Raw genomic sequence first — 12305 nt, 5'->3', positions numbered from 1 at the left:
GGCGGGTCTGGATTTCGTGGCGTAGAGCATTGTTTGAATCTTCGAGTTCTTGAGTTCGTTTATAAAGTTCTGCTGTTCTTGCTTCGACTTCAGCCTTGAGTTTATGTCGGTAATTAGTGTTTTCTTTGAGTAGCGCCGCTCGTTCCAAAGCTTTGTTGATTTGATGAATAAGTAATGCCACATCGATTGGTTTCGTGACGAAATCCCAGGCGCCAAGGCGTAGTGCTTTGATGGATTCATTGATGCCAGCTTGGCCGGAGATGATAATGACGGGCAGTTCCGGATCTTCATGCGTGACCGTTGATAGTACCTGAAAGCCGTCAATCTCTGGCATGACAAGATCGGTAAGGATAAGGTCGAATGATTGATTCCGGAGGAGGGTCAGCGCCTCTGCGCTATTTTTTGTTGTTACGGGAGAAAATCCGGCATTGGAGAGCCGGTTGACGAGAAGGTTCAGTGTGGTGGGATCATCATCAATTACCAGAATGGTTTTTTTCCTGGTTGGATTAAAGGAGTTTGTGTCAATCTGGTATGGCATAGTGCTCATAAAAAATATTTTTCCTGGAAAGTAGTTTACTTTCATTGGTATTGTCACTAAGCATACGATATTATTTGCCATACAAACAAGAGTTATTTAGTCTATGGTAGCGTCTTTTTTGGTAACTTTTGTGTCTTTGTGAGTATACTAAGGCAAAACCTGGCGAGGTTTGGAGATGTTTCAGTGAGGGGAATACTCTTGTTTGTTTCGTTCATACATTGTGTGGTCCATAAGAATTTTTTTTGATGCTGATGTGCATCTTCACTGAGAAAGCGAGAGTGGTTGGGAAGCAATGGCCCAGTGGCATCAGATAGTTCAAAAAAGTATTGTTCAACCAACCCAACTGGCGGCCCGATTTTCAGTAGACTTAGCTGGGATGGCAGAGGTTGTTCAGCGGTATCCCATGCGGATCAATCCATATTATTTGGGGTTGATCAGAGAGGTGAATGACCCGATCTGGCGTCAGGCTGTTCCTGATCCTGTGGAGTTGTCCGACACAGTCTGTTTCCAGGATCCGCTGGCAGAAGAAACTTTGAGTCCGGTCCCTAATCTGATTCATAAATATCCGGATCGTGCTTTGTTCCTGGTGACCAGCCAGTGTGCCATGTATTGCCGTTTTTGTACCAGGAAACGGAAAGTCGGGACGGAGCGTATGGTGATTACTGATGAAACCATTCAGGCGGGTCTTGATTATATTCGCAGAACTCCTGCCATTCGTGATGTTCTTGTTTCAGGCGGAGATCCTCTGCTGCTGCCGGATGAGATGATTAACAAACTGCTTGCAGCTTTGCGGTCAATCCCAACGGTTGAAATTATTCGTATCGGCAGCCGTGTTCCTTGCGTCTTGCCGATGCGGGTGACGAGATCACTGGTCTCAATTCTTAAACGGTACCATCCACTTTATATCAATACTCACTTCAACCATCCGGTGGAATTGACCACGGAGGCTGCTCTGGCGTGTGGGCGGTTGATTGATGCTGGTATTCCCCTTGGTTGCCAGACGGTACTGTTGCGTGGAGTAAACGACACGCCAGAGGTAATGAGAAGTCTGATGCAGGGGTTGTTGCGAATCAGGGTTAAGCCTTATTATATTTTTCAGGCTGATATGACTCAAGGGACGAATCATTTCAGGACCTCTATCGACACCGGGTTGTCAATCATGCGTTCACTGATCGGACATACCTCGGGCTTAGCCGTTCCAACATACGCTGTTGATGCCCCTGGTGGTGGCGGCAAGATTCCTTTGGTGCCTGATTATGTGATTGAAAAGAGCCGGACGATGATTTTTGAAAACTATTGTGGAACGATTTGTTCCTATGTTGATGGTGGATAGCCTGTGAAAATAGAGCCAGTTACGTTTATCGATTTCGAAGAGTTACGGCAACATGTGTCGGGCTATGACTCTCTATTTCGTCGACTCTTGCAATTGTTGCTGGAACAGGCGCCGCTTTGGGTCGAAGAGCTTGATAAGGCCTTTGCCGGTGGCGATCCTGAAATAGTTCGAAAGTTGTGTCATAAGATAAAAGGAAGCGCTGGCACCTTACAAGCCCGGTATATTATTGAGGCAACAGCAGAGTTGAGCGCATACGCTGTAAATGGCGATTTGTCTGATGCCGGAGAAAGCCGGCAACGTTTAGTGAGAGTTATTAAAGAGACAGTTGCCTTTGTGCGGGATTCGGGGCACGTATAAGGTGTTATCACAAGTTCACAGCGCCACAGTTGAGGGGGTAGATGGGCTGCTGGTAGAGGTGGAGGTCGATATCGCCTTTGGGCTGCCAGCCTTTGCTACTGTTGGCTTGCCTGAGGCGGCTGTGCGTGAAAGCAAGGATCGGGTGAAAGCCGCGATCAAAAATAGTGGGTATGAGTTCCCACCTCACCGGATTACAGTTAATCTGGCCCCAGCAGATGTCCGCAAAGCTGGGACTGGCTATGATTTGCCGATAGCAGTTGGGATTGTCGCGGCAGGCGGGGCTGGGCCGTTTGCCCTGCTTGATCGGTATCTATTGATAGGTGAATTATCCCTGGACGGTCGTGTGCGACCGGTTCCTGGTGTTTTGCCCATCGCCCTGGCCGCCAGACGCGCTGGGCTTAAGGGGATAGTTGTGCCGGTGGAGAACGCCCGGGAGGCAGCTGTGGTTCAAGGGTTAGATGTTATTCCGGTTGAGCGACTCCACCAAGCCATAGATTTTTTTACCGGGAATATCGAGATCTCCCCATTTTTCGTTGATCTTGCGAGTTTTTTTAAACGTGAGCCCCGGGCTGATAATGATCTGTGTGAAGTAAAGGGGCAGGCCCATGCCAAGCGGGCTTTGGAAATAGCAGCAGCTGGTGGCCATAATCTCTTTTTTGAAGGTCCGCCAGGGAGCGGCAAGACGATGATGGCCCGCCGCCTGCCCTCTATCCTCCCTGATCTTACCTTGGAGGAAGCTCTTGAGACTACTGGTATTTACAGCGTTGCCGGTTTAGTCAGTAAAGATGACGGCATTGTCACGCAACGTCCTTTCCGTGCTCCTCACCACACAATTTCTGATGCCGGATTGATTGGCGGGGGGCAGATTCCCAGGCCTGGTGAAGTCTCGTTGGCCCATAACGGTGTTTTGTTTCTTGATGAGTTGGCGGAGTTCAAGAAGAATATTCTGGAGGGGCTCCGTCAACCCCTGGAGGATGGGGGGGTGACTATCTCCAGGGCATCGAGTTCACTCAGTTTCCCGGCCAATTTCATCCTGGTGGCAGCTTCGAACCCCTGTCCGTGCGGATTTCTTGGTGATCCCAATCACGAATGTCGATGTTCAGCCACTCAAATTCAGCGTTACCGGAGCCGGATATCTGGTCCTTTGCTTGACCGAATTGACATGTATGTTGAAGTCGCAGCCGTACCGTTTAAAGAACTTTCCACTCAAAATGATGGGGAGACATCAGCAGAGGTCAAGGCCCGGGTGGTTCGTGCCCGTGATGTTCAGCACAAGCGTTTAGGCGGATTGGCCGGTGTTTACTGTAATAGCCAGATGCCCCCCAAGCAGATCAAGCGTTTTTGTCATCTTGATCCGGCCTCGGAACAACTGCTTGAAAGGGCGGTGACACGTCTTGGCCTGTCGACCAGGGCCTTCCGCCGTATCCAAAAAATTGCCCGCACAATAGCTGATCTAGATGGTTCAGAAGTCATCCAGGCGGCTCATGTGGCAGAGGCAATTCAGTATCGACGGCTCGTCCGGAAAGATGATGCCTCTCGTCAATGAAAAGATTCTATTTATCACCCGCAGCGCAGCGTGTCCGTTGCCGAGAGTAAGCAGGATATGAGCTTACTCGGTATTCATGTGTTGCTGCCTTCTGATCAAGTCCAGATTACCCAGATTCTTAAAGGATGGGATCATTTTTCCTCGGAAGCCATTGACGCGGCTATGGAATTTTGTGAGGAGGCAGCCTGTCATCCCTTTCAGCAATACTATGGATATTGTGCCAAGGTTGATAGGGTTGTCGTAGGATTTGTCGTTTTTGGTCTCGCCCCTTTGACGGATCGGTGCTGGGATCTATATTGGATAGGAGTAGCTCCGCGCTTTTCCAGGCAAGGCGTTGGGGAGGCACTTGTTCGCTATATGGAACATATTATTATTGGTCAGCACGGCAGGCAAGTTTATATCGATACATCCTCTCTGTCTGATTTTATCCCAGCCTGTCGTTTTTATCAAAAAATGGGCTTTCGGAATATCGCTTGCCTTAAGGATTATTATCGTCAGGGTGATGATAAGCTTATCTATGTTAAGGATCTTTCTGGGTAAGATGTTAGCTTCAAAGTTCTGATATAGTGGAGGCAGGGGCTTGTTTGCGGTTTGATATAATCCTGATAACGATTGCTTTGTTTCTTGACAAGCAAAAGTAATCAGTTTATGTTTGCAGATTCTCAAAAAAGGTCCAACTATACCCTATGGTAAACTGCTGTAACGAATATGTTTGAAACACTATCAGACCGCCTCGAAGGGGTCTTTAAAAAACTACGGGGTCAGGGGACCCTGACCGAAGCGAACGTCCAGGACGCATTGCGTGAAGTACGCATGGCCTTGTTGGAGGCCGATGTTAATTTCACCGTGGTCAAGGACTTCATTGCATCGGTTACTGCACGTGCCATAGGTCAGGACGTCCTGCAGAGTCTTTCTCCTGGGCAGCAAGTGGTCAAGCTCGTCCATGAGGCGTTGATTGATCTTTTAGGAGGAGCGACAGAGGACCTTCGGCTGACGGGACCATCTCCTGCTGTTATTATTGTTGTCGGTCTTCAGGGGTCAGGAAAGACTACAACCTCGGCAAAGCTTGCCAAACAGCTTAAGAAGAAGGGCAGACGTCCGTATCTGGTTCCGGCGGATGTCTATCGTCCTGCTGCGATTGAACAGCTTCGGGTCTTGGGGCAGTCCATTGATGTTCCGGTCCATCCGTCTCTGGCGAGTCAGGATCCGGTAGATATTTGTAAGAGCGCGCTTATTGCCGCTAAGCATAATCTCTACGATACTGTCATTGTTGATACTGCTGGTCGTCTTCATGTAGACGAGGCCCTGATGGCGGAGCTTGGCAGAATTAAGGAGGCGGTTGGACCACGCGAAATACTCCTTGTCGCCGATGCGATGACCGGCCAAGATGCGGTGTCGGTCGCTGATTCGTTCCATCGGATGCTTACACTGACCGGCATTATTCTGTCGAAGATGGAGGGTGATGCCCGAGGCGGAGCTGCTCTTTCCATCAAGAAGGTTACTTCGTGTCCCATCAAGTTTGTCGGTACGGGCGAAGATTTGGACGGGCTGGAGGTTTTTCATCCGGATCGTCTGGCATCGCGTATCCTTGGCATGGGCGATGTTTTGTCCTTGATCGAAAAAGCGGAAGAAGTTGTTGATAAGAAGAAGGCAGAAGCCCTTGCCAAGAAACTTAAGCATAACACCTTTACGCTGGAAGATTTTCGGGATCAGATTCAGCAAATCAAAAAAATGGGAAGTCTGGAACAGATCATGGGCATGATCCCCGGACTCAATAAGTTTAAGCAGATCAAGAACATGCCTAAGCCGGATGAAAAAGAGTTGGCCCGTGTCGAGGCGATCATCAACTCCATGACCAAGGCTGAGAGGCGGCGTTATGAGATCATTAATGCCAGCCGTCGGCAGCGGATTGCGTCAGGTAGTGGGACGACGGTTCAGGACGTCAATCGTGTTCTCAAGAACTATAGCGAGATGTTGAAGATGATGGGTAAGATGCGGGGGCCGATGTTTGGCGGAACATCATCGAAGATGAATGTTGGCAATAAAAAACGAAAGAAACTCAGTGGGTTGCGTTGAAATAGAGTGGTTGTTTTAAGGGAAGTCTCTGTTGGCTGTGAGTCCCTAGTGGCATGCAGTTTTTGTGATTACATCGCCCCCTTTTGAACAGAAGGGGACTAAATACTAAATTAGAGAGGAAGAGTGTAATGGCTGTCAGGATTAGATTAAGCCGGTTTGGTCGTAAGAAGAAACCCTTTTATCGGATTGTTGTCCAAAATTCCGAAGCCCGTCGCGATGGCAAGTTTCTTGAGATCGTTGGAACCTATAACCCGATGATTGAACCGCATGAAGTGACCATTCACCATGAGAAGTTGCAGGATTGGCTTGATAAGGGCGCGGAACCGACAACAACGGTAAAGAGCCTGTTGGCTAAGAATGCAGCTCCGGCTGCTGAATAGTCGTCTTACTGTAATGAGAGAACTGGTTGTTTTTGTCGCAAAAGCGTTGGTCGATAAGTCTGATGAGGTTACGGTCGAAGAGCTTCAAAAAGACGATGTGGTGGTCGAAGAGCTTCGAGTCGCTAAGGATGATTTAGGGAAGGTCATTGGCAAACAAGGCCGAACTGCGAAAGCGATTCGGACAGTGTTGACTGCCGCTGCTGCTAAACTTGACAAAAAAGTCAGACTCGAGATTGTTGAATAATCCGGCTGGCCGATTACATCCAACTGCTGTTTGGCTGGAGATGGGCAGCTCTGAGGCATAATCGGATGGCAAAGGTACCTGTAGTTGATCCTCATACAGTGGCTGTTGGGACCATAGTTAAGGCTCGCGGTCTTGATGGGGAGGTCAAGGTAACTCTTTACTCGGGCGATTTGAAAGAGTTGGCTGTTTTTACGACAATACTCACAGAACGTAGTGGAGTGGTCCAGCAGTATTCAGTAGAGTATACGCGTCCTCAAGGAAAGTCCGTGGCTCTTAAGTTGCGTGAGATTACTACCCGCGACCAAGCCGAAGCTCTTGTCGGTTGTGAAATATCAGTATTCAAAAGTCAGATGCCGGAATTGGAGGCTGATGAATTCTACTGGCATGAGATGCTTGGACTTACCGTGGTTACCGATCAGGGGAAGGAGTTAGGAACTGTAACATCCCTAATCGCCACAGGCGCAAATGATGTCTTGGTTGTAACCGGAGCAGATGGTGAGTATCTGATCCCGGTGATTAAAGAGATAATTGTCCATCAGGATAATGAGTCAGGGATTTTGACCATCAGTCCCATGCCAGGACTTTTGGAAATTAATTTGCCTGATGCGTGTTGATGTACTGACGATTTTTCCCGATTTGTTTGTCTCTCCGCTTGAGGAAGGGATTATCAGCCGGGCCCTTGCCGCCAGCGCTTTGAGCATTGAATTTCACAATATTCGTGACTATGCCTTAGGTAAACATGCCGTAACCGATGATCGGCCCTTTGGCGGCGGCGAGGGCATGGTAATGAAGCCTGAGCCAATAGTTGCTGCGCTTCAAAAGGTAGAGAGCGAACATCCTGGTGGGCACGTGGTCTTTTTGACACCACAGGGGCGGCCATACACCCAGAAAGTAGCCTCGGATCTGGCACAGAAAGAACATCTGATTTTGCTTTGCGGACGTTATGAAGGGGTTGACGCTCGTGTGGAAGCATATTTCGATGATGAAATATCTATAGGTGATTACGTGCTGACTGGCGGCGAATTGGCCGCGTTGGTCGTGATTGACTCAGTAACACGGTTATTGCCTGGAGTATTAGGGTGCTCGGACTCCGCTGAATGCGATACATTCAGCCGTGGATTGTTAAAGCATCCCCAGTATACCAGGCCACGGCAGTTTGAAGGCATTGAAGTGCCAGAGGCGCTTCTGTCCGGGGATCATCAGGCCATTGCAGATTGGCGTCTTGTCGAGTCTGTGAAACGGACCAGGGCTCGTCGTCCAGACTTGATTGAGCTGGCTCTTTTTTCCCGTCGCGAGATGAAGATGCTTCGGCGGCAGGGCATTGACGTGAGTGACTTAGTAACATCCATGGATAACGGTTCTGATGCTTGATATCGCCTTAGTCCATTACCCTGTATGCAATGCCAAGAAAGAGATTATCGGGGCTGCTGTTACAAACTTGGATATTCATGATATTGCCCGGGCAGGAAGGTCCTATGGGGTGGATAATTTTTTTATCATCACCCCTTTTGCGGATCAACAGAAATTGGTTGGTGAGATTATAGATCATTGGCGTACAGGGTATGGGGCACAGCATAACCCAGACCGGAGAGAGGCTTTTTCCATTGTCAGTATCTGCCCCAGTCTTGAAGAACTGTATTCGAATTATTCGGTGAAAGGCCTTAGCCGACCGATGGTCGTGGCAACAAGCGCCAAGGTACAGGAGAGGACATTGGAATTTGCGGTTCTCCGTCAGCGATTGGCGGATGGAGAGCATATATTGCTTTTGTTTGGCACCGGCTCTGGTTTGACACCGGAAGTCATGGCAGCTGTTGATGTTGTTCTGCCACCTGTTGGCAGTAGAGAAACGTATAATCATCTTTCCGTCCGTTCTGCCTGCTCAATCGTATTGGATCGTTTGTTGGGCGTGCTTTAGGAAGAATAAATACGGCTCCAATTTGGTAAGGATTACATCGAAATTTTCTACTTTGATGGGCTTGAAGTAAGTCTATCGTACTGATCTTAACATAAGAAGGTGATGATGATGGCAATGACTGTGATTCAAAAGATTGAACAGGAAAACATGCGTTTTGATATCCCTACATTTCGTCCTGGGGATACTGTGGATGTACATATCAGAATTTTAGAGGGCGCGAAGGAGCGGATCCAGATTTTTAAGGGTGTGGTCATTCGAGTAAAGCGAGGTTCAATGGACGCAAGCTTTACTGTGCGTAAAGTTTCCCATGGGATTGGGGTAGAAAAGACCTTTGCCCTTCATTCGCCGAAGATTGAAAAAATTGAAGTTATAACCATGGGCCGCGTCCGTCGTTCACGTCTTTACTATCTCAGAAATCTGCGCGGTAAGGCTGCACGAATTAAGGAAAGAGGACTTCGTTAACCACCTTCTGGTTGAGTTTCGGCTATCCTTGAACCTAGTAAGTCAAGGTTGGCAAACCATCTGGGAGTGAGTGGGCAAAAAGTGGTGGCAGCTGTGGTTCGTTGTTAAGAGTCATGGCCATTGTTATCGCTATCAGTTGTGGGATAAAATTTTTAACTCATTCAACATAAAGGCGTAAGAGTATACACTGGTACAGTGTAAAACTTTTGCGCCTTTATGCGTTGATCCATAGGGAGCAGCATGGTATAGGCTGATGGTAAGCAATAAAAAGTATCTCTTTAAAATTGATGGCGTCGCAAAAAGTCCGATCTACTGCGTTGCGTGGCGGTTTTGCTCGTTCGGCATACCATATGTATGGCCTCACTCACAGGTAAGCGAACGGAGTGAGACTCCGAAACACACCCCGCGCCTCGGAGTCTCTCTTCGATCGCTTACCTGTATATCGCACCTTTTGTTTAGCCATCCCCGGACTTTTGCGAGATTGTCAAAATTATCACATTTTTGCTAATTTTATTTTGTTATGCCCCACCTCACCCAGGGGGAATGAATCTCCTTACTTTTCAGATATCCTGCGTTGGTATCTGTAGATAAGATGATTGTGTAATATCTTGGGCAAGGATGAAATTTGGGGTCGCTATCGGGTGATCACATGCTGTTTTTGGGTGGGGTTGCACGCCTAAGACGGTAATGCGGTGTCATTATGACAAAAGACAAGCCTATTAGACATGATCCTCAAGCATCCCTCTTTTCAGTTCAGGAGTGTGACTCCTTTTCTTTTGAGCGGGAATTGTATCGCCAAGGTTTTCGAGCGATTGCTGGTACCGATGAGGTTGGTCGCGGTCCTTTGGCAGGACCAGTTGTGGCGGCCTGCGTTATTTTGCCACGGGAGTGTGATTTCTCTCAGTTTAAAGACTCAAAGAAGTTAACTCCTGCTATTCGTCAGCAGTTGACGTTGCATCTTAGAGATATTGGCGCAGTCATTGGGGTGGGGGTGATTTCTGAACGTATTATCGACCGTTACAATATTCTCCAGGCGTCCTTGCTGGCAATGAAGAAGGCCATGGAAGATATGCCTCAGGTTCCTGATTTTCTGCTGGTGGACGGGAAGTTTCCGGTGCCGGTGTCGGTTCCTCAGCGCGCCTTGGTCAAGGGGGATTCCAGAAGCGCTACCATCGCTGCTGCGTCGATTGTGGCCAAGGTAACCCGTGATGAGTTAATGAAACACTACCACAACCAGTACCCACACTACTCTTTTCAGTCAAACATGGGCTATCCCACGGCGGAACATCGGCGTGCTCTTGCGGAACACGGGCCATGTCCCTTGCATCGAAAGTCGTTTGCGGGGGTCAAAGAGTTCTTTGCTGGTGGCCATGACCAAGGCTAGAGGAGAGAAGGGAAGGCGTGGCGAAGAATTAGCTGCTGAGTTTCTGCTCAACCTCGGCTATCAGGTGAAGGTTAGGAACTACCGAGTACCTTGTGGTGAGGTTGATATCATTGCTGAAGACAAAGGAACAATAGTGTTTGTCGAGGTTAAAACCCGTTCAAGTCTTGGGTTTGGTTTGCCGGCAGAGGCTGTTACCCCACGGAAGCAACGTCAGATTGCTAAAGCAGCCTTATTCTTTTTGGGTCAGAATAGAGCAATGAGTCGTCCTGCCCGTTTTGATGTTGTTTCGGTAGTTTTAGCTGCTGGCGGTCCCCCCCGCATCGAGTTGATCAAGAATGCCTTTGATCTAACCTTTGAAGGCTGACGGGAAAATTGTGGTGGAAGCGATGAGTATTGCAAGTATGGAGAGAACTGAAGGCGGTGATTTGGCGCCTATTGCCATTACCATGGGATGCCCGGTGGGTATCGGTCCCGAGATCATTCTTAAATTTGCTACGAGTTACCAAGGTCCGCTCGTCCCGGTTGTCCTTGGTGATGCCCAGGTTCTGCAACGAACGGCCCAATTGCTCGGTCTTGTGGTGGGTGTGATCCCCTGGCAGCCCGGAATCCAGCATCGCCCTGGCACGATCCTGATCCACCAGCCACTCTACCCTTCTGATATGGTCTTCAACGCCAGTGATCTTGTCTGGGGACAGCCCAATAGTGGTAGTGGTCAAATTATGGCCGCGTGCATTGAAGAGGCTGTTCGCTTGGTACGGGACGGATATTTCTCAGCTATGGTAACCTGTCCTATAACCAAGGCCGCGCTTAATGATGCCGGATATCTTTATCCTGGCCATACCGAGATGCTGGCTGACCTCTGTCACGCCAAGGAATATGCGATGATGATGGCAGGTCGCACCCTGCGGGTGACCCTGGTCACTATTCATCAAGGACTGGCTTCAGTCGTTGCCAACCTGAAGACTGAAGCTATTCTCCGTTTGATCAAGTTGACTGGTGAGTCATTGCGCATTGATTTTGGGCTTTCTTTGCCTCGGATGGCGGTGGCGGGTCTCAACCCCCATGCCGGGGAGGGAGGGCTTTTCGGTGACGAGGAGGAACGAATTATTACTCCGGCGATTAACGCAGCTCGGGCCGAGGGGTGGCAGGTTGCCGGACCTTTTCCGCCTGACACTGTTTTTCACAAGGCGGTTTCCGGTGAATATGATGCGGTGATTTGCATGTACCATGACCAAGGGCTGATCCCTTTTAAACTTCTCCACTTTGAGGACGGAGTGAATGTAACTATCGGGCTACCGATTGTCAGGACTTCTGTTGATCATGGCACTGCCTATGATATTGCCGGACAGGGCAAGGCCAATCCCGCCAGCCTGTGTGCGGCCTTTGATTTGGCGGCGGAGATCGCTGGTAACCGGCAGTGTCAGCGCGAGGCCTGATAATGAGCCCAGATATGAAGCGGACGGGAATTCTTATCGCCTTTGAGGGTATTGACGGCACCGGAAAATCAACACAGATTTCCTTGCTGGCGGATTGGCTGCGTCAGCAGGGGTATGATGTTGTAGTTACCAGAGAACCAACCAATGGAGTTTACGGGCAGCGGATCAGGCGCCTGTACCAGGCCCGTGATTCGGTGAGTCGCCAAGAGGAACTGGATCTTTTTTTGGCGGATCGTCAGGAGCATGTGGAGCAGTTGATCGCACCGGCCTTGGCAGAGGGAAAGATTGTTTTGACCGACCGCTATTATTATTCCACAGCCGCCTATCAGGGAGTTCATGGATTCGATCCGGCAGCAATTATCCGGCAGAATGAAGCATTCGCTCCGGTTCCTGATCTCGTGATCCTGATTAATATCCGTCCGGAGGATGCGGTGATGCGTATCGAGCGTTATCGACAGGAGGAACTCAATCACTTCGAGCAGGAGGAGGGGTTGCGGCAGGTCGCCAAGGTTTTTGCCGATTTGACCAACGACTGTATTCGGCGGGTTGACGGTAGCGAGCCCGTTGATGTAGTTCATGGTCGGGTCGTTGCCGAGGTCATGGAGTCCGGCATCCTTTTATGATATAATTGATT

General features: G+C 49.2%; 16 protein-coding genes. 15 read left to right on the top strand and 1 reads right to left on the bottom strand.

Annotated elements, in window-relative coordinates; genetic code table 11:
- A partial coding sequence (locus FP815_06240) for a response regulator (GenBank protein ID MBA3014539.1) occupies positions 1–619 on the bottom strand: 619 nt, incomplete at its 3' end.
- A gap of 211 nt (positions 620–830) precedes the next feature.
- On the opposite strand from FP815_06240, the gene FP815_06235 reads away from it, so the two are divergent.
- The 15 genes from FP815_06235 to FP815_06165 all read left to right on the top strand — a co-directional run bounded on the left by FP815_06235 (position 831) and on the right by FP815_06165 (position 12294).
- Positions 831–1871: a KamA family radical SAM protein gene (locus FP815_06235; GenBank protein ID MBA3014538.1), complete on the top strand. Its 1041-nt coding sequence runs from the start codon at positions 831–833 to the stop codon at positions 1869–1871.
- 3 nt (positions 1872–1874) lie between these two features.
- Positions 1875–2228: an Hpt domain-containing protein gene (locus FP815_06230; GenBank protein ID MBA3014537.1), complete on the top strand. Its 354-nt coding sequence runs from the start codon at positions 1875–1877 to the stop codon at positions 2226–2228.
- A 1-nt stretch (position 2229) separates the two neighbouring features.
- Entirely contained in the window at positions 2230–3774 is a 1545-nt protein-coding gene (locus FP815_06225) for a YifB family Mg chelatase-like AAA ATPase (protein MBA3014536.1), read from the top strand.
- Positions 3775–3831: 57 nt separating this feature from the next.
- Positions 3832–4314, top strand: coding sequence for a GNAT family N-acetyltransferase (locus FP815_06220; GenBank protein MBA3014535.1), 483 nt, complete (start codon positions 3832–3834; stop codon positions 4312–4314).
- Positions 4315–4482: 168 nt separating this feature from the next.
- Complete coding sequence (locus tag FP815_06215; GenBank protein MBA3014534.1) at positions 4483–5850, top strand: signal recognition particle protein; 1368 nt, start codon at positions 4483–4485, stop codon at positions 5848–5850.
- A 128-nt stretch (positions 5851–5978) separates the two neighbouring features.
- The gene (gene rpsP, locus FP815_06210) at positions 5979–6230 is read left to right on the top strand and encodes a 30S ribosomal protein S16 (protein MBA3014533.1); all 252 of its coding nucleotides are present in this window, start codon (positions 5979–5981) and stop codon (positions 6228–6230) included.
- Between the two features lie 13 nt (positions 6231–6243).
- Positions 6244–6474 (top strand): KH domain-containing protein, encoded by a 231-nt coding sequence (locus FP815_06205; GenBank protein ID MBA3014532.1) that lies wholly within the window; start codon positions 6244–6246, stop codon positions 6472–6474.
- Positions 6475–6539: 65 nt separating this feature from the next.
- Positions 6540–7088: a 16S rRNA processing protein RimM gene (rimM, locus tag FP815_06200; protein ID MBA3014531.1), complete on the top strand. Its 549-nt coding sequence runs from the start codon at positions 6540–6542 to the stop codon at positions 7086–7088.
- Entirely contained in the window at positions 7078–7845 is a 768-nt protein-coding gene (gene trmD / locus FP815_06195) for a tRNA (guanosine(37)-N1)-methyltransferase TrmD (GenBank protein ID MBA3014530.1), read from the top strand. Before rimM ends, trmD begins: the two co-directional genes overlap by 11 nt.
- Positions 7838–8389: an RNA methyltransferase gene (locus tag FP815_06190; protein MBA3014529.1), complete on the top strand. Its 552-nt coding sequence runs from the start codon at positions 7838–7840 to the stop codon at positions 8387–8389. The genes trmD and FP815_06190 overlap by 8 nt, the downstream gene beginning before the upstream one ends.
- A gap of 114 nt (positions 8390–8503) precedes the next feature.
- Complete coding sequence (locus FP815_06185; GenBank protein ID MBA3014528.1) at positions 8504–8851, top strand: 50S ribosomal protein L19; 348 nt, start codon at positions 8504–8506, stop codon at positions 8849–8851.
- A gap of 700 nt (positions 8852–9551) precedes the next feature.
- Positions 9552–10235 (top strand): ribonuclease HII, encoded by a 684-nt coding sequence (locus FP815_06180; protein MBA3014527.1) that lies wholly within the window; start codon positions 9552–9554, stop codon positions 10233–10235.
- Positions 10222–10599 (top strand): YraN family protein, encoded by a 378-nt coding sequence (locus tag FP815_06175; GenBank protein ID MBA3014526.1) that lies wholly within the window; start codon positions 10222–10224, stop codon positions 10597–10599. Before FP815_06180 ends, FP815_06175 begins: the two co-directional genes overlap by 14 nt.
- An 82-nt stretch (positions 10600–10681) precedes the next feature.
- The gene (pdxA, locus tag FP815_06170; protein MBA3014525.1) at positions 10682–11671 is read left to right on the top strand and encodes a 4-hydroxythreonine-4-phosphate dehydrogenase PdxA; all 990 of its coding nucleotides are present in this window, start codon (positions 10682–10684) and stop codon (positions 11669–11671) included.
- Positions 11672–11673: 2 nt separating this feature from the next.
- The gene (locus tag FP815_06165) at positions 11674–12294 is read left to right on the top strand and encodes a dTMP kinase (protein ID MBA3014524.1); all 621 of its coding nucleotides are present in this window, start codon (positions 11674–11676) and stop codon (positions 12292–12294) included.
- Positions 12295–12305 lie beyond the last annotated feature (11 nt).

It is taken from the genome of Desulfobulbaceae bacterium (assembly GCA_013792005.1).
Classification (GTDB): Bacteria; Desulfobacterota; Desulfobulbia; order Desulfobulbales; family VMSU01; genus VMSU01.
Note: the sequence above shows the minus strand (reverse complement) of the source record. Positions and strands in the feature narration are given on the sequence as shown.

What these genes read in the sequence shown, in the direction of transcription:
- FP815_06235 (MBA3014538.1), top strand. Translation starts at nt 831, where the DNA reads ATGGCCCAGTGGCATCAGATAGTTCAAAAAAGTATTGTTCAACCAACC.
- FP815_06220 (MBA3014535.1), top strand. Translation starts at nt 3,832, where the DNA reads ATGAGCTTACTCGGTATTCATGTGTTGCTGCCTTCTGATCAAGTCCAG.
- FP815_06215 (MBA3014534.1), top strand. Translation starts at nt 4,483, where the DNA reads ATGTTTGAAACACTATCAGACCGCCTCGAAGGGGTCTTTAAAAAACTA.
- rpsP (MBA3014533.1), top strand. Translation starts at nt 5,979, where the DNA reads ATGGCTGTCAGGATTAGATTAAGCCGGTTTGGTCGTAAGAAGAAACCC.
- FP815_06205 (MBA3014532.1), top strand. Translation starts at nt 6,244, where the DNA reads ATGAGAGAACTGGTTGTTTTTGTCGCAAAAGCGTTGGTCGATAAGTCT.
- rimM (MBA3014531.1), top strand. Translation starts at nt 6,540, where the DNA reads ATGGCAAAGGTACCTGTAGTTGATCCTCATACAGTGGCTGTTGGGACC.
- trmD (MBA3014530.1), top strand. Translation starts at nt 7,078, where the DNA reads ATGCGTGTTGATGTACTGACGATTTTTCCCGATTTGTTTGTCTCTCCG.
- FP815_06190 (MBA3014529.1), top strand. Translation starts at nt 7,838, where the DNA reads ATGCTTGATATCGCCTTAGTCCATTACCCTGTATGCAATGCCAAGAAA.
- FP815_06185 (MBA3014528.1), top strand. Translation starts at nt 8,504, where the DNA reads ATGACTGTGATTCAAAAGATTGAACAGGAAAACATGCGTTTTGATATC.
- FP815_06180 (MBA3014527.1), top strand. Translation starts at nt 9,552, where the DNA reads ATGACAAAAGACAAGCCTATTAGACATGATCCTCAAGCATCCCTCTTT.
- FP815_06175 (MBA3014526.1), top strand. Translation starts at nt 10,222, where the DNA reads ATGACCAAGGCTAGAGGAGAGAAGGGAAGGCGTGGCGAAGAATTAGCT.
- pdxA (MBA3014525.1), top strand. Translation starts at nt 10,682, where the DNA reads ATGGGATGCCCGGTGGGTATCGGTCCCGAGATCATTCTTAAATTTGCT.
- FP815_06165 (MBA3014524.1), top strand. Translation starts at nt 11,674, where the DNA reads ATGAGCCCAGATATGAAGCGGACGGGAATTCTTATCGCCTTTGAGGGT.